The following is a 21141-nucleotide window of genomic DNA, read 5'->3' on the forward strand; positions in this document are numbered from 1 at the left end:
CGGCCCCGACTGCCCCGACCGCGGCCGCACCCCACGCCAGATCCGCCGCGCCGAAACCCGCCGGTTCCGCGCCGACATCGCCCGCGCCCTCGCGGACAGGACCAGCCGGTGACCGCCGACCCGTTCGATCACCGCTGCGCCCGCTGCCACACCGCCCTCCTCGAGGACGCCGCATCCGGCTGGTGCACCGCCTGCGAGAACGCACCACGGCCCCTACCCCGGGCCGGCCGCCTGGCCGCCTGGTGGCGGCGGCTGCGTACCCCGGCCGCCCGCGTCTCGCCGGACCCCGACCGCCTCATCTGGGCACTCGACCCGCGAGACGCCCGCCCCGCCGACGTCCCCGTCATCCGCGACTGGCTCCTCCTGCACCGCGTCACCCTCGCGACCACGGACGACCTGCCCGGCCCCCTCGAAATCCGCACCACCCCGGCCGGCGCCGTCCTACTCGTCCCCGTCACCGACCAGCCGGACGCCGTCCGTATCCCCCTGATCCTCGAACCACCCGTATTCCAGGCCGCCGCCTGTTACGCCCCGCTCCACCCCACCGACCTGGCCACCCACCACCGGGACCACGCGTGATCTACCGATCGAGTACCGTCCACCACCCCGTCCGGGCCGCGATCCGCCGCTGGTGGCACCGCTGGGGCGCGCCCCTGACCGCCCTGACCGTCCTCATCGCCCTGGCCGCCGGCACCGTCGCCGCCCGCCCTCACCTGTTCCCGCCCGTAGACCGGCACGAGACCGGCGGGGCGATCCTGCTCGGCGCCGCCGCGACGTGGGCGCTCATCACCCTCGTGCGCTGGACCCGCGACGGCCGCCGGTGACGGCCCCACCGTCCCTGCTGGACGCCCTCACCCCGCCCGGCACCGTTCCCGGCCCCGGGCACAGGGCCACGATCGCGTGTATCGGCTGCGGACGCCGCGTCCTGCGCCACCGCGCGGTGTTCGGGTACGGCGAAGAGTGCGCCGACCAACGCGGCCTCACCGTCCGCCGCTGGCACCTCACCACCACCCCGCCACCGGACGCCCCCACCCTCTTCGACCAGCTGCTGGAGGAACCCATGCCACTCGGCCCATCCCCCCTCGACCGCCCCACCCGCCTGCTCTGGCCACAACCGCGCCTGCACACCGACGCCTGGACCGAACTCCGCGCCTGGCTCGCCACCCACCACGTCACCCCCGGCGACCCGATCGACATCGTCATCGGCCCCAGCCACCTACTCACCTGGAAAACCCCAGGCTGGGAGATCACCGCCCTCACCTCCCACCCCTCCACCAGCCTGCTCACCGCCCTCGCCACCGCCGACGGCCTGCGCTGCACCGCCCACCGCGGCACCGCCGGCGGCCGTAACCGCTGGTGCGACCGCACCGTCGACGACCGCGGCTACCACGACGGCGACCACCAGCGCGGCGGCGCAACCTGGGGAAACGACACCGACGACACCCTCGACCTGACCGGCCTCACCCCACGCCCCAGCACCATCGGCGAACGGGCACAGCTGGACCTCCCGGACCGGGCGTCGATGACGCCCCGTTCCGGGCCCGCGCCCTCCCACAACGCGCTGCGCGCCGCGATCGACGCGGCGGCCCCGGTCTGCGCCGGCCGCGGCCACACCGACCCCGTCTACACCCCCATCCGCGCCTGCTCGGACTGCGCCGCCGAAGCCGTCCTCTCCCTGATCGGAGCCGCCCGATGATGCGCCACCCCGTCCTCATCACCGACGTCCCCCCGGGCACCGTCCTCGCCGACGACCTGCAAGCCTGGCTGGCCGCCAACCACATCCACCGCGACGAACCCGGCGCCCTGGTCTACAGCGGCTACACGATCACCGAGGACCCGATCACCGACGGCCCCGCCGCCCGCGGATGGACGACCAGCCGGCCGATGCCCGGCCACCTGCTCACCCGCCTGGCCGCCACCACCTCGCTGTACTGCACCGCCACCTGGACCGCCATGCTCGGCGACCGCCGCCGCTGCCACCGACCGGTCGACGCCGACGGCGTACACCCCGGCGACCACACCACCGCCGATCCCCTCGACCCGGCAACCCCCGAACAGTGGAGCACCATCGTCCTCACCCGCGCCGCCTACCACCTCCCCCAGCAGCCTCGCCAGCGCGGCGTCATCCTCCTCGACGAGAGCACCCTCGCCGACCTACTGCGCCTGCCCCCGGGCCAGCGCATCATCGGCTTCGAGCCCCGGTTCCTGACACTCGCGATCGCCGTGCACCTCGAAGGCGAAGGCCTACCCGAAACGGTGGAGGGCAGCGAGCCCCGGCAAGTCGGCGGCGCCTGGTTCCAGCCCCGCCCCGCCGTCGTCAACCGCGACGCCCCCGCCGACGTCCAGCACCAGGCCGTCCTCGCCGCCCTCGACCAGCCCGGCCGTCTCGAATCGTCCATCTCGACCGCCGCACGCCGCCGCACGCTTGAACGCCACGCACCCCGCACCTCGGGCCGGTTCATCTGCTGCCCGATCTGCACGTCCTCGCCCTACTACACCGGCCCCGTGCGCTGGCCCTGCCCCGACTACTACGACGCCGCCGCACCCCTCGCCGAAGGCCTCGCGTGCCCGTCCACGTGACCGAAACCCTCGAAACCCCCGACGGGCCCCGCTACCTCGCCGACCCCGACACCCTCGCCGCCCTCTGGCGCGACAACCCGGACCCCGGCACCCGCTACTCGGCCACCACCATCCGGATGCGCTGCCGACCCGACAAATACGACCCGCGTACCGGCCGCGCCCTCTACGACCAGACCCGGGCCCTGGAGACCCTGCGCGAGACCGGCGTCATCGCCCGCCCACACACCCAGGGCGTCAGCCGCAACCGCACCAGCCCCCGGCGCCGAACCCGCTGACCCTGGCCAGGAGACCCCATGCCCAGCCGACCCGACACCACGACCGCCCACGCCCGGCCACCCTTCACCGACCGCGCCGCCTGCACCGACACCATCCGCATCGACCCGGAAGATTTCTTCCCCAACAGCGGCACCCCCGCCCGCGCCCTCGCCTACTGCCGGACCCGCTGCACCGTCCGCGACGAATGCCTCACCTGGGCGCTCGCCACCGACCAGCGCCACGGCGTCTGGGGCGGCACCACCGCGAACCAGCGCGCCGCCCTGCGCCGCGGCTGACCCGGTCCGGCGAACCCGGGCAACGGAAACACTCGATACCTGCCGGAGCCGGTACGGTTCCCCGTATCACCCTCGCAGCGCCCCGGGAAGGAACCGGACCGTGAGCATGTTCGACGGCGACACCCCGCAGGAGAAACGCCACCGCAACGCCCGCACCGAAGCCTCCGCCGCCGTCTGGCGCATCGTCCAGGACGACGCCCGCAACCACGGCGCCGACCCCGCCACCTGGACCGAAAAACGCATCATCCCCGGCTTCACCTGGGGCGAGAACACACCCTTGCCCGAACACCAGTTCGCCGCCGCCCGCGCCCTCACCAAGGCCGCCCGCCTGCAGGAGTACGAAGCGATCCGCCACGCCCGCGGCCGCGGCACCTCCTGGGAGCAGATCGCCGGATGGCTCGGCACCGACTTCACCGAAGCCGCCGACAACGCCGGCCGTTCCCTGCGCGTCGCCACCTGGATGTACGCCCTCGCCGGCACCTGGCCCGGCGAAGACTTCCCCTACGACCGCTGGGTCTACGAACCACGCCTCGACTGGCCCTGCTACACCTGCGGCGCCCGCATCCACGAACGCCTCCCCGAGAACGGCGTCAAGCTCGACCAGCCCGAGCACACCGCCGACTGCGCCCGCCATGCCGCAGACCGCGCCGCCGAACAAGACCGGTGGGACGAACTCGACGACGCCGACGACCTGCCGACCAACCCGATCCCCGACGTGGCCCGCCCACCGTTCGCGCCCGCATTGAGGCTCGCCACCCCGACCACCGAGGAGCCGACCCCGTGACCACCGATACCGAGCAGCCGTACCGCGTCGTCGACACCCACGGTCAGGGCTGGCACCTCAGCCTCGCCGCCGACGGGACCAGCACCCGCTACAGCGCCGACTACGGCTGGAAACGCGACCTGCCCGACGGCATCACCTACGACCAGCTCACCGCCGACCGCGGCCCTCTCCGCCCGGTCCTGGCACCCACCGACGCCGAAGTCGACGCCATCGAGAAGGCAATCGACCTCGCCGGCCGCAAAGCCGTCCTCACGATCGCGGCCGCCCTCGAGGCCATCGTCCACGAGGCCCGCCAGCAGCTCATCGACCAGGGCACGTCCGTCCCGGCATCGTACGAACCGTCCATGCGCACCGTCCTCGCCGGCCGCGAAGGCTCCTGGGAATCCGAATACCTCAAGCACCTGGTGTTCATCGGCAACAGCCACAACCTGGCCGGGCCCAGAGGCGGCGACCGCTCGGACGTCGACGCAATGCGCGCCGCCGGACCCGACAACCGCGTCCACCGCGCCGCCCGCGACCAGCTCGCCGACATCTTCCGCGCCTGGACCTCCAGCCCCGACCGGTACGTCGAAGTCGCCGAGACCCTCGCCGGAATCGTCTCGGCCCACGCCGACCAGCGCTACGGCGCCGACGGCTGGAAGAAGATCGCCGACCAGTGGCTCCAGCCCGACGCCCGCGTACCCGACAACGACCTGGGCGCCTGCTACCGGCTGCTGTACTCGCAGTCCGGGCACTACGACCCGGACGTCTGACCCGGCAACCGGCACGCCAGCAGACCCCGTACGCCAGGACGCCCACCACCGGCCCGCGGACAGGCGTCGAAACCCATCGGCCAGACCGTCCCGGTCACGTCTGGCCGCTAGAGATGACGCCAGCCCGGGTACTGCTCGTCGAACGACCCATCGACCCTGCGGTACCAGGCGGCTAACGCCAGTGGAGGCAGCGCCCCACCCACGATCCCGGCGACCGGCACCCACAACGGCAGACCGAGCAACACCGCGATGGGGATGAACAGCGGCACCCCAATCACCGTCGTGATCAGGGCGGCGAAGACGATATTGCCCGCAGTGGTCATCCGGCCAACTTAGCCATGCTTCGATGCCACGTGGAACCGGGCGAACGGTTTCCCCCGTCCGGGGCAGCGCATTAAACCTTCCCCGGCTATAGCCAGCGAACGGGTTACGCCGTCCGGGCGCCAGAACCACCCGAACAGCATGTGAACGCTCTTCCGGATGACCGCTGACGGGCGATTACGCGCACCACCCATCGCCCAATACGGTTCTTTCTCGTCCCACGAGCCCGACCAGCGGGCCCGACACGAGGAGAACCCTTGAGCTTCGCCACCGGCGGCTTCGGCAAGACGCTCCCGATCACCGGCAGCGCCCTCGTCATCGGCGGCACCGCCGTCCCCGCGCCGAAACTCGCCGCGATCGCCGCCGCCGTCATGATCGTGGGATTCCTGCTCCTGCGCCTCGCCCGCCCCCAGAAGATCGGCGACGTGGTCCCCGGCCGGCCCGGCCGTTCCCGCGCCCGAGGCTGGCGCAGAGGCCAGATCTAGTGGCCGGCCCCTACCGGCGCGGCGCCAACGCGGTCGCGGTCGTCGCGTTCACCGCCGCGGCCGCCCTCGCCACGCATCACGCCATCTCCATCCGCGAGTACGGCTGGACCGACCTGCGCCTGGTCTGCACCGTCGCGTTCGCCTGGCTCGTCTTCACGTCGATCTTCCCGTACCTGCACCGTGACATCCCGCTCCCCCTCGAGGGCACCCACGCCGCGGCGATGCTCGACCGGATGTTCGTCACCGTGATCGTCCCGGCCCACAACGAGGACCACGCCATGTTCCGCGCGTTCCTCGATTCCCTGACAGCCCAGACCCGCACGGTCAACCGCCTGCACATCGTCGAGAACGGCAACCCCGGCTACATCCCCACCCTCGAGCCGGTCCTGCGCCAGTGGCAACGCGCCGGCGGCGCCCAGGGCGTCGACGTCCGCTACTCGTTCAACCCGGTCGGCGACAAACGCCACGCCCAGGCCGTCGCGTTCCGCCAAGACCGCGACGCCGACATCATCGTCACCATCGACTCGGACGTGAAACTCGCCCCCACCGCCATCGCCGCCGGACTCGCCGCCTTCCGCAACTCGCGGACCGCCTGCGTCACCGGCATGCTCGTCGGCCTCAACACCACCGCGAACCTGCTCACCCGCCTCGTCGAACCCGCCTTCGTCTGCGCCTACCTCAACGGCCGCGCCGCCCACTCCCTGCTCCGCAGCGTCGCCGTCAACTCCGGCGCCCTCTCCTTCTACCGCGCAGCGATCTGGGACAAGTACCTCGACCACTACCTCACCCACACCGTCGCCGGCCGCAAGATGAAATCCGGCGACGACGCCATGATGACCCGCTACGCCCTCCTCGAAGGCGAAGCACTCTTCCAAGCCGGCTGCTGGGGCTACACCCTCCACCCCGAGAAACTCGCCCAGCTCACCTCCCAGCGCATCCGCTGGTGGCGCTCGCTGTTCTGGGGCGGCGTCTGGACCCTGCGCGTCTTCCGCCCCACCCGCTTCGTCTGGTGGTCCACCATGTGGTCATTCCTGTCCATGACCTGGATGGCCGTCGTCATGCCGTTCGTCCTGATCATCCGCCCCGCAGCCCTCGGCGACATCCCCTGGGAAATCGCCGCCTGGGCCTTCGGCCTCACCTACATCACCGGCGCCCGCTACCTCACCATCGCCCGCCCCGGCGAACCCTTCCGCGCCCACCTCAGCCTCTGGGCCCTCGCACCCCTGGCCTCCCTCCTCAACTTCTACACCGGCTTCTGCCTCGCCTACATCGGCCTCGCCACCTGCCTCAAAGACGGCTGGGGATCACGCAGCACCGTCCTCGCCTACAACCCCGGCACCGCCACCGACCTCCCCGCACCACCCCGGCCGCTCTACGACGGCGACCCCGAAACCCAACTCCTCGACGTCCAAGATCTCCGCAACCGCATCACCCAGACCGCCCGCGCCGTCGGCGTCGCCCGCCTCGCCCCCGCCCCACTGCCACCGCGCACCATGGACGACGAAACCGAAACCCGCCGCCTCTGGGCCACACCCCGCCAGCCGGCGGCCGCGCAAGCACAGCCAGCACCCCCGCCGGCCTGGCCCCTCGCCCGATGAGAGGCCACGTCCCACCCGGCACCCTGCGCCTCACCACCCAGACCCGCGCCGTCGCCGAAGCCATCCGCGACGGCCACACCTGGGGAACCGCGATCATCGCCCACACCGGAATGTCCATGTCCGGCGTATACGCTGTCCTACGACGTATGCGCGAAGCCGGCTGGGCCACCGCCACCGCCGAGCCCGCCGACCAGGCCCACGCCCAGGCACGCCCCGCCCGCACCCTCTACGAGCTCACGGTCACCGCGGCCGACGCTCTCGGCTGGCCACGGCCGGCGGGGCCGACGACCTGAAGTTGCGTTCGCTCGGAACACTCTGCGTATGGATATTGCGCTTCCGTTCCTCGGAGCCACCAACGCCTGGATCACCCCACCGGTGGTCATCTCCGTAGCCGCGCTGGTCTTCACGCTCGCATCGTTCTGGTGGATACAGGTTCGCCGCGGCCGCCCTCGCGTCGAGACAGGTCACGTGTTCAGCGGGGCCATCACCAACCACAAGATCGTGCTCTGCATCCCGCTCGTCTTCCACAACCCGGCCCCCGCGGCCCTGGTGATAGCCGACATCAAGCTGCGCCTCAGCGGTGGCGCCGGGGATGAGAATTCCCCAGACCACAAGGCCCTGCCCAAGCGGATGTTCTGGATCGCCTCCCACGGGTCCGTCTACCCGGAGCAGGGCAAGCACCGGCAGTACGCCATGCCGTTCGCGGTCGAAGGCCGCAAGTCGGTCGAGCGGGTGATCGAGTTCCAGTGGGACGACGCTCCAGAGACCCAGCTGGAAGACGGCCCTTACACCGCCACGGTGGAGGTCCTGGCCCTCCCGCAGCGATGGCGCCGGCGAAAGTGGCGCAGCGTATGCAGCTTCCAGCTGAGGACCGACCTGTGGTCCGGGAACCGGAACGCGCTGATACCCCGGACCAACGATCCCGAGTTCTACCAGGCCATCAAGGAAGTCACTGGCTAAGCGCCGGATCGTCTTGACAAATCCCCGTATCACCCCCAATCTGCAACCATCGCGCTGAGAGTCCTCCGAGACACCACCGCGACCCGCACCCACGCGTGGTGCACAAACCCGCCCGCCCCACCCGCCCCGAGCCGCTGCCGCATGCTCGACGGGCCCCGGTGAAGGGCGCGCAACGACCGGACGGCCGGGAAGAGCACGCTCGGCCGTCCGGTCTCCAAAACGCCAACCGGGCGCCGCACCCCTCCGCGGGGGTACGGCGCCCGGCCTGGCACCAGCCTTCAGCGGGCGTCGACGTCGTCATCCCGCAGGACCAGCCGCCCATCCGGCTCCAGGCCCTCGATGAACGCGCGCACCCGCTCCACACCGTGCTCCGCGACCGCCGCCCGCATCCAGTCGAGCCCCTCCACCACCCACTCGGCGCCGTGCTCCCGCAACAGCGAGTCCAGGACATCCGCCGGCGAAGGCTCCTCGCCACCGGGCACCCGGTCCACGTGCTGACCGTGGAACCGCATCGCATCCTCGATCGTCTCCCACGACGCCCCAGCCCGATGCGCCGCCACGATCTCCAGCTGCCGCAACGCCAGCACCTCCCGCAGCTCCAGATCCAGCGCCCCGTACTCCGCGTCACCCAGCCCACCGGCCAGCTGCAGCCGCTCGATCTCCAGCACCCGCCGGCCCAACTGGATCACCCGGTTCAAGTGGCTCACGCCGTCTCCCTTTGCACTCGTCTCTGAACGAGGGGCCGTCCAACCCCACCCAACCATATCCGACCGAACTAAAATGGCGCAACAAGCGTCTCGGTGAACGGGCACCTGCACAGCCCCACCACCGCCACCACAACCCACCACCACGGTGCCCCACCCCGAGGGGAACCCCATGCGCCAACCAATCCCCAAGCGCCAACACCCGGAAGAACTCCCCAAAACCAAATGCGGCCACTACGGCCACCGCACCAAGACCGGCGCCCTCTGCCACGGCGACGCCGTCAAGGGCACCACCGCCTGCCGCATGCACGCCGGCAAGAAACTCGAGCAGCACCGCGCCGAGGGCCAACTCCGGATCGAGTTCTCGAAGTGGACCCTCGACGGCCACGACGGCGCGAACCTCGACCCCCGCATCGAGATCCTGCGCCTCATCTCGTTCTGGAAATGGAAGTCCAACCTCTACGGCACCCTGCTCCGCGAGGCCTACGAAGCCGCCGAGCAACTCCGTAAAGCCCACCAAGCCAAGAAGATCCTCCTCGCCGACGAAGAGACCGAGACCCGGTTCAACGACGCGGGCGACTTCGCCGGGATCCTCCACGAGGACCCCGCCCTGCAGACCGCCCGCGCCGACCTCGAGCGCATCTTCACCACCGGCGGCGTCACCGCGTTCGTCGGCGACAAGTACGACGTCGACCGCGACGGCCGGATCTTCGCCACCGACGAAGGCATCCGCGCGCTCGTGCAGCTGGAGCAGAAGGCCCACGAGATGGTCGGCAAGTTCTGCTCCCTCGCCGTACAGGCCAAGGTCGCCGAAACCCGGATCGCGTTGGCCGAGCAGGTCGGCGTGATGATCCAGGCCGTCATCCTCGGCGTCCTGCGCGACCTCGGCGTCTCGGCGACCGACCGGCGGGTCCAGGACCTCGTCGTCACACACATCGACCAGGCCACTGCCGGGCCGCTGCTGCTGACGGCATGACCGGGCTGCTCGACCTCAGCTCCGCGTGGCAGCACGCCCGCGCCCAGTTCGCCCCGCGGTCACAGCGCTGGGACACCCCGGGGCATATGGCGGCCGCGCTGGAACCCAAGACGATCCAGACGCCGGCGCTCGACGTGATCGACGCGGCGCTTGCGGACGTCAAGGCGGGTACGACCAATCGGCTGATGGTGTCCCTCGCGCCGCAGGAGGGCAAGTCCGAGCGGATCAGCCGCCGGTTCCCGACCTGGATGCTCGCCAACGACCCGTCGCTGCGGATCGCGATCGTCTCGTACGCGCACCGGATCGCCCGCCGGTGGGGCAAGACGATCCGCGACGACATCGTGGCCCACGGCGACAAACTCGGCATCTCCGTGCAGCCGGACGTCGCCGTCGACGAGTGGCAACTCGACGGCCAGCGCGGCGGGGTCTACTGCACCTCGCCGATGGGCAGCCTGACCTCCCGCGCCGTCGACCTGCTAATTATCGACGACCCGTACAAGGACGGCAAGCAGGCCGACAGCAACGCCTGGCAGGACACAGTCCGTAACTGGTGGGAAGAAGTCGCCGTCCCCCGCCTCGGGCCCGGCGTCGCCGTCGCGATCGTCGCCACCCGCTGGCGCCACGACGACCTCATCGGCTGGCTCCAGCAACGCGAAGACGGCGACATCTGGCGGGTCATCAACATCCCCGCCCAAGCCGACCACGACCCGCACAAAGGCGAGACCGACCTCCTCGGCCGGCAGCCCGGCGAGTACATGGTCTCCGCCCGGGGCCGTGACACCGCCGAGTGGGACGCCCGTAAGAAAGCTATGGGTACCCGCGCCTGGACCGCCCTGTGCCAGGGCCGGCCGAGCCCGGCCACCGGCGACATCTTCAAGGGCGACTGGTGGCGGTTCTACGAGCAGCCCCAGTGGCAGGCCCGCCCGGACGGCGTTCACCTCGCGATCGGCTTCGACGAGGTCGTCATGAGCTGCGACTTCGCGTTCAAGGACACCGAGGACTCCGATTACGTCTGCCTGCAGATCTGGGGCCGGCGCGGCGTCGAGGCGTTCCTCCTCGACATGATCCACGAACGGTTGTCGTTCACCGAGACCGTCACCGCGTTCCGGCAACTGACCGCGAAGTGGCCCGAGGCCCGGCTGAAACTCGTCGAGGACAAGGCCAACGGACCCGCCGTGATCAACGTGCTGCACCGCAAGATCGGCGGCATCGTGCCGGTCACCCCCGACGGCAGCAAAGTCGAACGCGCGTACGCCGTCACCCCGTTCGTCGAAGCCGGCAACGTATGGCTGCCCGACTCCGACCTCCACGTCTGGGTCTACAAAGTCACCAACGAGGCCAAGGCGTTCCCCCGCGGCCAGAACGACGACATCGTCGACGCCCTCACCCAAGCCCTCAACCGGCTGCTGATCGACCCGCTCCTCACCGACGAAGAGATCGTCGAGGACGACGAGGACGGCCCGGCCGAAGGCTCCATCTCCATGTGGTGAGAGGCAGGCCCGTGGACCAGGACGCAACCGTGACGGCCGCGCAGGCCGTTCTCGTCGCCCACCAGCGCCGTGACTTCAGCGGCTGCCTCTGCGGCTGGTCGGAGCTCGGCAAGAGCCACGCCCAGCACCAGGCCCTGAAGCTCGCCGAGGCCGGCCTGCTGGCCACCGCCCCGGCCTCACCCCTGAACATCCCGCCCGACTGCTGAAAGGCATCCCCGTGCCCGAAGTCGCCGACTTCATCATCCACCCCGCCGCCGCCCCACAGGACGACGGCATTCAGTGCTGCACGACCTGCGGCTCGCTGATCATCGACAACACCGCCTGGTACCAGGGCCGCGTCCAGATTCCTGAAGGCCAACCCGACACCGGACCGGCCTGGTGGCCCGAAGGCGCGCTCATCGCCACCAACCGCCACCACGGCACCAGCCCGGTGATGTCGTACCGCGTCGAAGGCCGGCCGCCGGCCGCCGACGAGCAGCTCTGCGAGACCCCGCACTCCTGAAAGGGCATTCCCCGTGCTCGACGACCAGCCCACCACCCCAGCCGACGCCGAGACCTGCTTCCTCCGGGCACAACGGTCCCTCGAGCAGAGCGAAATCATCCTCGACGCCACCTGCGAAGAACTCGGAACGGACGGCCGCGCCCGGGTCAAAGACGGGATCGCCTACGGCGACGCCCGCGCCCGCCTCGGCCACGCATGGGCCGCCCTCGGCGCCGCCCGGCAGACCCCGATCGTCTGGGCCACCGATGGCCCGGCGGAAGCGGAGCCAGTCCCCGGCCCGGCGCGGCCCGGGCGCAAGCCGCCCTTGGACGCCGTCGAGAACAAGATCCGCATGGCGTTGATCGCCGAGTTCCCGTACATGGCCGACAACCCGGGCCACGTCGGCCGCCTCGCCGCGATCGCGGCCCGTGCCGCGATGCCGCAGGCACTCACGATCGCCGCGGTCGAGGTCGAGAGCAAGGGCGGCAACGCCCAGGACATCAACACGCTGATCGAGCTGGCGCAGACCTTCCAGGCGCGGTCCGCCCGGTCACGCCCCGCCACCGCATGACCGCGGAGCTCGACGCTGAGGAACAGCTCGTGGCCCGGCTCCTCGCGCTCACAGCCCCGCCGCCCACGACGGACGTCCACAGCATCGCCGCCGAACCGCTGACCTGGGCCGAACTGGAAGCCGCCTTGACCCTGGTCTACGCCCGCGGCGGTCCTATCCCTGCCGGGACCCGGCCGTACCACCACACCTGCTACGTGCCCTGCTGCGACTGCCCGCCCTGGCAGATCATGAAGGAGACCATCATGGACGTCGCCCCAACAGTCATGAAGCCGGCCACCGGGCGCATCCTGCGCTACCGGGGCAAGATCGGCTACAAGGCCGTCCGTGCCGCGGTCGTCACCGCCGACATCGAGACTCTCGACCCGCGCGGCGTCCAGGACGGCGTCATCCCCGGCCTTGACTCGGACCAGCACGTCCACCTGTGGGTGTTCACGCCCGGCGAGGCCGGCGGCTTCACGGAGTACAACGTCGGCCCGGGTGACGGGCCGGGCCAGTGGTCCTGGCCGCCCCGGGACTGAGGCCGACGTGACCGCCGACCAGGCACCCGTCGAGCCGCTGTTGCGTCCCTGCGAAGTTGCAGCGCTGTTCCGTGTCCGCCGGTCAACCGTGGCGCGGTGGGCCGCCGACGGAAAGCTGACCGTTATCTGGACGCCCGGCAGGCACCGCCGGTTCCTCGAGCGTGAGATCCACGCGCTTCTGCGCTGACGTGCGGGCGGGGCGGCGACCGCGCGGATCTTCGCGGGCATGCGCGCCCAACCGGCAAAGCGCGATCCGCGCGGTACTTCACTTCCCTGCCGTGGGGGCCGCCCCGTCGTGTCTCAGCCTATCGGCGGCTTCGGCTGTGTGAGGGGAGGCGCGGGGTGGCGATGCACGAGATCCCGCAGGACGGCACCACCCACACCCCGGCCCCTGACTGCCCGTGCCGGGTCCGCCGGCGGTGGCAGGGCGGCCGGTATGTCCACGTCCACACGGACCGCGCGGCCTGGATCCGCCGGTATGTCGAGACCAGGGGCGGGGGTACGCGGTGACCGCCACGACCGCCCGGCGCCGCGGCCGCCGCACCACCAGCTTGTCCGAGGCTGCCGAGTCCGGTCTGGCCGTGCAGCTGCGTACGGAGTTGCGTCAGCACCAGGACACCGTGCACCTGCTGTCCGAACGCCTGGCCGAGGCCTCGTCCACCCGCCTGTCCGAGGCCGGTGTCGCCGACCTGGAACGGCAGATCGTCAACGACCCCGGGTGGCGGGCGTTCACCGTCCTGGCCCGGCAGGAGTTCACCGCCACCGGCATGGTGCAGCTACGCGCGGTGTGCCGGCTGATGAGCATCGCGAACCCGCTGATGAAACACGGCCTCACCCTGCGGTCGGTGTACACGTGGGGCCAGGGCTACGAGGTGATCGCCCGGGCGACCGGTAAAGACCCGGACCGTGAAGGCGAGCAGGACGTCCAGGCCGTCGTCGACGCGTTCCTGCGTGATGACCGGAACGCGGCGGCGGTGTTCGGGCCGCAGGCCTGCGACGAGATGGAACGCGCGCTCGGCACCGACGGCGAGATCTACATCAGCCTGGCGACCCGGCCGCAGACCGGCTGGGTGCAGGCCCGCACGATCGTCGCGGACGAGATCACCGACATCATCTCCGACCCCGACGACGCCGCCACCCCCTGGTTCTACCTGCGGGAGTGGGACACCGAGACGTACGGCAAGGACGGGATCAAGACCACCGAGAAGACGAAGCGGCTCTACCCGGACGTCGACTACCGGCCTGCCCCGCGGCCCGCCCGGTTCGCCGGCATCGACGTCGCCTGGGACACCCCGGTCGTCCACGTCGCGGTGAACCGGCCGAAGGGCTGGAAACGCGGCATCCCCGACGCCTACAGCGTGGTGAACTGGGCGCGGGCGTACAAGGAGTTCCTGGAGCAGTGGGCCGTGTTGATGCGGTCGCTGTCGAAATTCGCGTGGAAACTGACCGCCGAAGGCCGCAACCGCGCCCAGGCCCGCGCCGCGATCGCCGCGGCCGGCACCAGCCGCGGGCCGACCGGGGAACCGCAGGACATCGGCGGCACCGCGATCACCCCGATGGGCGCGTCCCTCGAGGCGATCCCCAAGTCCGGGGCGACGATCGACGCCGAGTCCGGCCGCCCGATCGCCACGATGGTCGCCGCCGGCCTGGATCTGCCGGTGACGATCCTGCTCGCCGACCCCGGCCAGACCGGGGCACGGGCGACCGCGGAGACCTTGGACAAGCCGACGGAGTTGACGTTCGGCCTGCGGCGCAAGATCTGGACGGGTGCGTTCCTTCGGATCCTGCGGTATGTGGTCTGTGAGGCCGTCCGTGCCGCTCAGGGCCCCCTCAAGGGGAAGATCGTCCGGGACAAGGTCACCGACCGGGAAACCGTGAAGCTGCGCGGTGACACCGACGACACCGTCGAAGTGGTCTTCCCGCCGATCAGCGAACAGGACCCCAAGACGGTCATCGACGCGGCGGTGTCCGCGTTCGGGACCGGCACCCTCAAACCGGACCTGCTGCTGCGCCTGGTCCTGCAGGCCCTCGGCGTCCGTGACGTCGAACAGATCGTCGACTCCATGATCGACGATCAGGGCAAGTTCCTCTGGCCCGAAACCCCCGCCAACGGCGCCGGCGGACCAGGACAGCAGGCCGCCGACCTCGCCCGCACAGGCGGCGACCCCGCCCAGGCCGGGCCCGGCCAGATGGGCCCCGACGGCAAACCCCTCCCGGACCCGGGCGACCCGGCCGCCGCGGCGGCCGCGATGCTGCCGACGACCGAACAAGGCGTCTCCCCGGAGGCCCTGGAACGGCAGGCCGACGCCGAGTTCGGCCTGTTCGGCTCCGAACCGCCGGTGCCCGACGACGGCCAACCCGACCCGGCCGCACCCGCAGCCCCGGGGACACCGGCCGCGCCTGGCGCCCCGTCCGCGGCACCGGACGGTGCCGCCCTCGAGGACGGCACCCCACCACCTGACAGCGCACCGCCCGGGAGCACAGCCCCGGCGGCGAACCGGGGATACGACCCGGCCCTCTTCAAGATCTAGGAGGTGCGCCGGTGGCCGCGAAGCGTAAGGCGACCTGGAACCCGGCAGCACACCCCCGCGACTCGAAAGGCCGGTTCATCCGGTCCGCCACCAAGGCGATGACCGGCAAGGACCGCAAACGCGCCCAACAGGGCATGGCTGGCTTCAAACCGGCCGAGATCAGCAGCCCCGACGCTGCCGGCGAGTGGCTGCAGCGCAACTCCGCCGCCACCCCGTCCGCTGAAGGCGGCGCGATCGGCCGATACCTTGCCGGCGGCTGGAAGGAAACCAACCCCGCCCTACGCTCCGGCAAGCCCGTCGAGTCGATCGACCAGCTCGACGCCGCGTTCACCGACCTCCCCGAAGACATCGTCCTGCGCCGCGTCGTCCCGTCGAAGATGTTCAACGAGATCCCCGGCTCCGACCTGGTCGGCATGAAGATGCGCGACGCCGCCCCCGCCTCCACCAGCGTGGACCGGCCCGGGCCGTCCGCACCCGGCATGGTCACCATGCACATCGCCGCACCCGCCGGCACCAAGGCCTACATCAACGACGACGCCGGCGAAGTCCTCCTCGCCCGCGACACCGAAATCGCCATCACCGGCGCAACCGAGAACCCGGCCGGCGGCTGGGACCTCCACGGCGTGGTCATCCCCCGTACCGACACCCCCGCCAAGCCGAAAGGCAAGGGCAAGCAGGACGACGGCGACCAGGACACCACCACGGTGGACGACGGCACCACGGCCGCCCCTGGCAGCGAAGACACGAACACCACCACCAGCGGGGACGGCCCGGCCAGCGCGCCTGAGCCCGAGCCCGCCAACGACGACCAGCAGCAGACCGAACTGGACGCTGCTGAAGACTCCGGCCAGGGCCAGCAGGACCCTGCGCCCGGGGGCGGGGGCACCGGGAGCGGCGGAAAAACGGGGACTGCCGCTCCCGGTCCCGCCCAAAACGACGACGGCGAGGGCCAGGACGGCACGGAGCAGGCGCCCGAGGACACGACGGCCGGCACCACCCTGCCCGGCGACGCCCCCGCGCCCGCGGACGCCGACGAGCCGCAGCCGGACCTGACCGCCGACGAGTACCGCGCCCAGTTGATGAAGCTCCGCGTCCCGGAGCTCAAGGAGCAGATGCGCGAACGCGGCCTCAAGCCCGGCCGGATGCGTAAGGCCCAGCTCGTCGACGCCCTCATCGAAGACGAGATGGGCCCCCAGGACGACCGCGACCGCGATGCCGCTCCTACCGTAGACGTGCCCGCGGCCAGTGCCCCGGAGACGCCCAGCACCGACCGCGACGACAGCCAGCCCACCGAAGTTCCGGAACCCGGGACCCCCGGGACCCCCGGGACGCCCGCGGCCGCCGACGGCCAGGACGACTCTGCCCCACAAGCGCCCGAAGAGCAGGCTGTCGCACCCGCCGACCAGATCATGGACGCCATCCACGACGCCCTGACCGCCGACGGCCGCAAGCCCGGCGACCTGGTTCCTCTGGCAAAGGTCCGCGACCAGCTGCCCGGCATGTCCCGCGAGGACACCGACGCCGAACTGCGCCGCCTCGACCGGGAACGCCGAATCCGCCTCGAGCCGGACCCAGCCCGCAACGAGCTGTCCCAGGACGAACTCGACGCGGCGATCGTCATCGGCCCCGAGGCCAAGCACCTGATCTCCACCAACGAACCCGACCGCCGAGGTGACGGCGAAGACGGCCCTGCCACACAAACCACCGGGGAACCGGCTGCCGACGAACCCGGCCAGCAGCCAGTCGATGCAGACAGCACCCAGGTCGCTGTGACGGACGATCAGAAACTCGCCCAGGCCATCGGCCAGGAACTCGTGGCGCTCATCAACGATGGCGGACCGCCGGAGAACCTGCTGAACAGGGCATTCGACCTTCTCGACCAGAACCAGGCGCGAGGCGACGAAACCCCCGAGCTCATGTCGGCACTCGAATATCTGGCCAGCCCCGAAGCGAAAATCCGCGGTGCCGCCGATGCCTATCTCGCCGAACGGGGACTGGCCGCCGCCGACGGCACCACCGTGCCGCTCAGCGAACTCCGCACCCGCGTGGACGTGCTCTCCCACGAGGAATTCGACGCCGAAATCGCCAAGATCCTCGATCGGCCCGGGGCGGTCCTGTCGGCCTCGCTGGACCCGGACGAACGCGATGAGGAAGCCGCGATCTCCACTGAAGAAGACGAGATGCACCTCATCTCCTTCTCCAAGTCCGGACGTGAACGGGCGCTTCAACTCGCCCGAGCCGCAGCCGGAGAAAAGAGCACGTCGAACGCCGTTGCCGATGCGGACAACGTGGACCCGCTCCGCCCCGCAACAGCCGGTGATCTTCCCGGTGACGCGCTCAGCATCTCCGAGGTCCTGCGCGGCATGCAGGACAACGGCCTCAGCGCCCAGGACACCGAGAAGCTGGGGCAGTTCCTGGGCGAGCGCATGCACTTCGCCGATCCCACGAGCGGCATCACTGCCTCGATGGCCCCTAACGGCGTCCGCGTTCTGTCCGACCAGATCATGGTCACTCTCGACCTGACGAACGCCGACGGCGACAATGTCGGCCAGGCCATCCGGGCTTTTGCTCTGCAGCGGGGCGAAGAGCCGCAACTCTTCAACGAACTCCTGCGCCTCCACAAGACTGTCCAGGGGTCGGGCTTCGCGAACCGTTTCGCTGCCCGCAACGAGCAATTCGCGGCCGCTCACGGCTTCACCAAAGTGGGCCTCAGCGCCAATCTCGACGTCGGCGGCTACGCCTGGGCACGTGCCGGCTTCGATTTCGCCAACACCGATTCCGCCGAATCTATCGGCAATGATGCCGCCGGCCTGATCGCCAACCGCGGCAAGGACGGCACGTGGGACGACGCGACCGTTACCGCGATGCAGGGCCTTGTCGACCGGACTACGCAGGCGGCCTCGCTCGACGAGATGCCCACTCCGATGGAGTGGGCCATGGTCGGCTGGACACCAGAGTCCGGGAGCGGCCGCGCCGCGATGTGGCCAGGCAAGCAGCTGATGCTCGACGCCTCCTGGTCGGGCGTCAAACGCCTCGACACCGCCCAGGTCACCGCGCCGAAGTCCGCCCAGGCCGAGGCCGACCCGCGGCCGGTGACGTGGCCGCAGCTATGGCACGCGGCCTCCACGAAGGCCACGGCGGCCTCGATCCGCAACGAAGGCCTCAAGGTAGGCGACGGCAGCACGTACGGCGCAGTATTCGGCCGTGGAATCTACCTGTCCACGAACAAGGACGCAGCTGACCTCTATTACTCGGAGATCGACTCCCCGGAGAACCAGGCGGAGTTGCAGTTCACCGCTCAGTCCCGGGTGAAGAACCCGTTCCGTGTCGACGTGGCACCGGACGGCTCGGACGGTACCTATCTGCTGATCGACCGGATGGCCGACGAGGGCCTGGCCGAACGCCTCGAGGACCTCGGCCCGGAAGAGATCACCGCCCGGCTGAAGGCCGCCGGGTACGACTCGGTGTACGTGCACCAGCCTGTCATGGACGACGAGCTGGGCGCCGAGATCGGCGGGTCCCAGCTCGTCATCTTCGACGCCGCCGACGTGGAGATCACCCCCACGCCCGGTACTGCGGAGAACCAGCTCCCGGCAGCGCCGCCCGCCCCCGCACCCGAGGCCCCCGCCGATGCGGGAGTGCCCGACGTGCCGACGGTCCAGCCGGGTGGCCCGCTGCCGCGGGTCATGAGCACCCAGCCGCTGTCGGACAACAAGTGGGGCGTCGACCCCGACAGCCCGGTCGCGTTCCACGCCGACGGCGAGATCGGCCAGGCCGTCGGCATGCTCGGCGACGACCGGATGCTCGACGTCGACGGCCTGCCGCTGGCCGAGCACCTCGGCCGGCTGGCCACCGACACCGTCATGGGACGTCTGCCCGCCCAGGCCCAGCTCGACCAGCTCAAGACGCTCGCGGGCCGATTGCCAGACGGGCCCGGTAAGCGGGCCGTGCAACTGGCGGTCATCGGTCTCGACGCTCCCGACGGCCCGGCACCGGAGGTCCCGGACTCGACCCCGGACGCCCTGCGCAAGCTGATGGACCAGCTGTGGGCGATCCCCCTGGTCCGCCGTGACGGCATGGAGACCGACGCCCTGTCGCAGGCTCTGGCCAAATGGGACAAGGGCGGGATGTCCGGCCGTCGTCTGGCCGATCAGGTCAGGCAGAAGGCCCACAACCGGCGGCACGAGTCCCGCGAAGGAAAACTGGAGATCGACACGGCGGTGGCCCGTGCGGTCGCGGACCTCGAGGCCCAGTACGCGGACCCGGACCGGCGCGACGACCTCAAACCGGACGTCATCCGTGACAAGCACCAGCAGGGCCTGTCCGCCGGGGAGGGGGCCGTCCCGCAGACGGCACCAGAGACCCCGTCCGGGCCTGCGCCCAGCGAGACGACGGTGGGCACCGGTCTGCCCACCCCGGCGCAACCGGCCGTCCCGGCGCCGGCTTCCGCCGAGATCGACCGGGCCGCAGTCTCCGCAGCCATCCCGAAGGGCCCGCACCGGCCCGGCAGCGACCTGACCGACGACCAGCGCGCAGGCCTCGAGGGCTACCAGGACTCTCGCAACGGCACTGACTTCAAACAGATCAACGGCGCGCTGCGGACCGGCGGTCCGGGCAACGCCCAGACCCAGCAGGCGATCGCCGGGATCGACGACGCGATGACCGGCTCGGAACTGAACGCCGACATCACCGTCCTGCGCGGGGTCCGGCAGTCCCGGGCCATGTTCGGCGACCGCCTCGACGGCGACCTGACCGGCATGCGCTGGCGCGAGGACGGCTTCCTGTCGACGTCCACCGACACCGGCGCGATCGCCCCGTTCTCCCGCGGCGAAGACCCCGTCCAGATGCGGGTGGCCGTCCCTGCCGGCACCAAGGCGATCGACCTCTACGACCCACGTGATCCGTCCGAGGCCGAGATCCTCATCGACCGCGGCCACGAGATCGAGGTCGTAACCGACCGCGGTGTGGTCGACGGGATCCGCCAGATCGACGTCCGCGTGTTGCCGAAGGCCGGCGCTGGACAGCAGGCGGGCAAACAGGAAGCCGCGCCCGCCCCTGCCCGGGCTGGTGGAAACGGTACCGCGGTACCCGCCGGGCAGGAAACTCCCGCTGCCGGCCCAGCGCCGGGTGGCGTTGTGTCCGGTGGGATGACAGCCTCTGGTTGGGATGCCGCAGCGAAGAAGGCTGCACAGGGTCAGGGCGGCCTTGATTCTGTTCCCGTCAGGTTCGGGTCCGGGGTCCCCATTTCTGTGCCTTCCGGCTGGTCGGAATCCCAGAGCGCTGTAATCGGGGATGCACTGGCCACATACCAGGGCGAGGCGTTCTCCGAGATCAACTCCTACCTGCGTGGTACCGCTGATGGCGGTCCTGAGATCACCGATGTGGTGAAGAAGATCGACGATGCGATGGCTGCCTCGCCGTTGCCGAAAGACGTACTGGTCTACCGGACGATCAAAGACCCGGGGAAAATCTTCGGTGACGCCTGGGGGCCCGACGTCACCGGGATGGAGTGGGAGGATTCGGCCTTCGCCTCCACCACCGCCGACGTCCGAGTCGCCAGCCAGTTCGCCCAAGTCGCCCAGATGGAAGAACCCGACATGCCGCCGGTCATGATGAGGATCTTGCTGCCCAAGGGCTCTCCCGGCGTCCAGGTATCCCCGATGGGGCGTCCCGACGAGGTATGGCTTGATTTCCAGCATGAAGCCGAAATCCTGACCGCCCGCGGCCAGCGTCGTCGCGTGGTAGCCGACCACGGAGTCGACGAAAACGGTATCCGGGTCCTAGACATCGAGGTGATCGCATGAAAGCGAAACCGGCTTCCCTTGCCCAGAGGTGGGCA

23 protein-coding genes are annotated in these 21141 nt (G+C 70.7%); 21 read left to right on the top strand and 2 right to left on the bottom strand.

Going from position 1 to position 21141, the window contains the following annotated elements; translation table 11 throughout:
• Positions 1-108 precede the first annotated feature (108 nt).
• The 8 genes from QSK32_RS42510 to QSK32_RS42545 all read left to right on the top strand — a co-directional run bounded on the left by QSK32_RS42510 (position 109) and on the right by QSK32_RS42545 (position 4667).
• Positions 109-579, top strand: a complete 471-nt coding sequence (locus tag QSK32_RS42510; protein ID WP_285475185.1) for a hypothetical protein — start codon at positions 109-111, stop codon at positions 577-579.
• Positions 576-824, top strand: coding sequence for a hypothetical protein (locus QSK32_RS42515; protein ID WP_285475186.1), 249 nt, complete (start codon positions 576-578; stop codon positions 822-824). The genes QSK32_RS42510 and QSK32_RS42515 overlap by 4 nt, the downstream gene beginning before the upstream one ends.
• A complete protein-coding gene (locus QSK32_RS42520) occupies positions 821-1696 on the top strand; it encodes a hypothetical protein (RefSeq protein WP_285475187.1) in 876 nt (291 codons plus the stop codon). The genes QSK32_RS42515 and QSK32_RS42520 overlap by 4 nt, the downstream gene beginning before the upstream one ends.
• On the top strand, positions 1693-2580 hold the full coding sequence (locus QSK32_RS42525) for a hypothetical protein (protein ID WP_285475188.1): 888 nt from the start codon (positions 1693-1695) through the stop codon (positions 2578-2580). The genes QSK32_RS42520 and QSK32_RS42525 overlap by 4 nt, the downstream gene beginning before the upstream one ends.
• A complete protein-coding gene (locus QSK32_RS42530) occupies positions 2565-2855 on the top strand; it encodes a hypothetical protein (RefSeq protein ID WP_285475189.1) in 291 nt (96 codons plus the stop codon). The genes QSK32_RS42525 and QSK32_RS42530 overlap by 16 nt, the downstream gene beginning before the upstream one ends.
• Positions 2856-2873: 18 nt before the next feature.
• Complete coding sequence (locus tag QSK32_RS42535; protein ID WP_285475190.1) at positions 2874-3131, top strand: WhiB family transcriptional regulator; 258 nt, start codon at positions 2874-2876, stop codon at positions 3129-3131.
• 100 nt (positions 3132-3231) lie between these two features.
• A complete protein-coding gene (locus QSK32_RS42540) occupies positions 3232-3915 on the top strand; it encodes a hypothetical protein (protein WP_285475191.1) in 684 nt (227 codons plus the stop codon).
• Positions 3912-4667, top strand: a complete 756-nt coding sequence (locus tag QSK32_RS42545; protein ID WP_285475192.1) for a hypothetical protein — start codon at positions 3912-3914, stop codon at positions 4665-4667. The genes QSK32_RS42540 and QSK32_RS42545 overlap by 4 nt, the downstream gene beginning before the upstream one ends.
• Before the next feature lie 107 nt (positions 4668-4774).
• Here QSK32_RS42545 and QSK32_RS42550 read toward each other — a convergent pair whose 3' ends face one another.
• On the bottom strand, positions 4775-4990 hold the full coding sequence (locus QSK32_RS42550) for a hypothetical protein (RefSeq protein WP_285475193.1): 216 nt from the start codon (positions 4988-4990) through the stop codon (positions 4775-4777).
• A 255-nt stretch (positions 4991-5245) separates the two neighbouring features.
• Between QSK32_RS42550 and QSK32_RS42555 the strand changes: the two genes are divergently transcribed.
• The 4 genes from QSK32_RS42555 to QSK32_RS42570 all read left to right on the top strand — a co-directional run bounded on the left by QSK32_RS42555 (position 5246) and on the right by QSK32_RS42570 (position 8031).
• Positions 5246-5473 (top strand): hypothetical protein, encoded by a 228-nt coding sequence (locus tag QSK32_RS42555; RefSeq protein ID WP_285475194.1) that lies wholly within the window; start codon positions 5246-5248, stop codon positions 5471-5473.
• On the top strand, positions 5473-7071 hold the full coding sequence (locus tag QSK32_RS42560) for a glycosyltransferase family 2 protein (RefSeq protein ID WP_285475195.1): 1599 nt from the start codon (positions 5473-5475) through the stop codon (positions 7069-7071). Before QSK32_RS42555 ends, QSK32_RS42560 begins: the two co-directional genes overlap by 1 nt.
• Positions 7068-7364: a hypothetical protein gene (locus QSK32_RS42565; protein ID WP_285475196.1), complete on the top strand. Its 297-nt coding sequence runs from the start codon at positions 7068-7070 to the stop codon at positions 7362-7364. The genes QSK32_RS42560 and QSK32_RS42565 overlap by 4 nt, the downstream gene beginning before the upstream one ends.
• 82 nt (positions 7365-7446) lie before the next feature.
• Positions 7447-8031 (top strand): hypothetical protein, encoded by a 585-nt coding sequence (locus QSK32_RS42570; protein ID WP_285475197.1) that lies wholly within the window; start codon positions 7447-7449, stop codon positions 8029-8031.
• A gap of 278 nt (positions 8032-8309) precedes the next feature.
• Here the strand turns inward: QSK32_RS42570 and QSK32_RS42575 are convergent, their stop codons facing one another.
• Complete coding sequence (locus tag QSK32_RS42575; RefSeq protein WP_285475198.1) at positions 8310-8738, bottom strand: hypothetical protein; 429 nt, start codon at positions 8736-8738, stop codon at positions 8310-8312.
• A 169-nt stretch (positions 8739-8907) separates the two neighbouring features.
• On the opposite strand from QSK32_RS42575, the gene QSK32_RS42580 reads away from it, so the two are divergent.
• From QSK32_RS42580 to QSK32_RS42620, 9 genes are all read left to right on the top strand, one after another.
• Complete coding sequence (locus tag QSK32_RS42580) at positions 8908-9711, top strand: hypothetical protein (RefSeq protein WP_285475199.1); 804 nt, start codon at positions 8908-8910, stop codon at positions 9709-9711.
• The gene (terL, locus tag QSK32_RS42585) at positions 9708-11201 is read left to right on the top strand and encodes a phage terminase large subunit (RefSeq protein ID WP_285475200.1); all 1494 of its coding nucleotides are present in this window, start codon (positions 9708-9710) and stop codon (positions 11199-11201) included. The genes QSK32_RS42580 and terL overlap by 4 nt, the downstream gene beginning before the upstream one ends.
• A gap of 11 nt (positions 11202-11212) precedes the next feature.
• On the top strand, positions 11213-11407 hold the full coding sequence (locus QSK32_RS42590; RefSeq protein WP_285475201.1) for a hypothetical protein: 195 nt from the start codon (positions 11213-11215) through the stop codon (positions 11405-11407).
• Positions 11408-11418: 11 nt separating this feature from the next.
• A complete protein-coding gene (locus tag QSK32_RS42595) occupies positions 11419-11703 on the top strand; it encodes a hypothetical protein (protein ID WP_285475202.1) in 285 nt (94 codons plus the stop codon).
• 13 nt (positions 11704-11716) lie between these two features.
• Positions 11717-12253 (top strand): hypothetical protein, encoded by a 537-nt coding sequence (locus QSK32_RS42600; RefSeq protein ID WP_285475203.1) that lies wholly within the window; start codon positions 11717-11719, stop codon positions 12251-12253.
• Positions 12250-12771: a hypothetical protein gene (locus tag QSK32_RS42605; RefSeq protein WP_285475204.1), complete on the top strand. Its 522-nt coding sequence runs from the start codon at positions 12250-12252 to the stop codon at positions 12769-12771. Before QSK32_RS42600 ends, QSK32_RS42605 begins: the two co-directional genes overlap by 4 nt.
• A 7-nt stretch (positions 12772-12778) precedes the next feature.
• On the top strand, positions 12779-12958 hold the full coding sequence (locus QSK32_RS42610) for a helix-turn-helix domain-containing protein (protein WP_285475205.1): 180 nt from the start codon (positions 12779-12781) through the stop codon (positions 12956-12958).
• Positions 12959-13277: 319 nt separating this feature from the next.
• Positions 13278-15302 carry a hypothetical protein gene (locus QSK32_RS42615; protein ID WP_285475206.1) on the top strand — a complete coding sequence of 675 codons (2025 nt, stop codon included), beginning with the start codon at positions 13278-13280 and terminating at the stop codon, positions 15300-15302.
• Between the two features lie 11 nt (positions 15303-15313).
• Positions 15314-21106, top strand: coding sequence for an ADP-ribosyltransferase (locus QSK32_RS42620; RefSeq protein WP_285475207.1), 5793 nt, complete (start codon positions 15314-15316; stop codon positions 21104-21106).
• Positions 21107-21141 lie beyond the last annotated feature (35 nt).

Source organism: Actinoplanes sp. NBRC 101535, assembly GCF_030269225.1.
GTDB lineage: Bacteria > Actinomycetota > Actinomycetes > Mycobacteriales > Micromonosporaceae > Actinoplanes > Actinoplanes rectilineatus.

Excerpts from the sequence above, each read along its gene's own strand:
- terL (WP_285475200.1), top strand. The coding sequence starts at position 9,708 with ATGACCGGGCTGCTCGACCTCAGCTCCGCGTGGCAGCACGCCCGCGCC.
- QSK32_RS42550 (WP_285475193.1), bottom strand. The coding sequence starts at position 4,990 with ATGACCACTGCGGGCAATATCGTCTTCGCCGCCCTGATCACGACGGTG.
- QSK32_RS42565 (WP_285475196.1), top strand. The coding sequence starts at position 7,068 with ATGAGAGGCCACGTCCCACCCGGCACCCTGCGCCTCACCACCCAGACC.
- QSK32_RS42535 (WP_285475190.1), top strand. The coding sequence starts at position 2,874 with ATGCCCAGCCGACCCGACACCACGACCGCCCACGCCCGGCCACCCTTC.
- QSK32_RS42580 (WP_285475199.1), top strand. The coding sequence starts at position 8,908 with ATGCGCCAACCAATCCCCAAGCGCCAACACCCGGAAGAACTCCCCAAA.
- QSK32_RS42605 (WP_285475204.1), top strand. The coding sequence starts at position 12,250 with ATGACCGCGGAGCTCGACGCTGAGGAACAGCTCGTGGCCCGGCTCCTC.
- QSK32_RS42525 (WP_285475188.1), top strand. The coding sequence starts at position 1,693 with ATGATGCGCCACCCCGTCCTCATCACCGACGTCCCCCCGGGCACCGTC.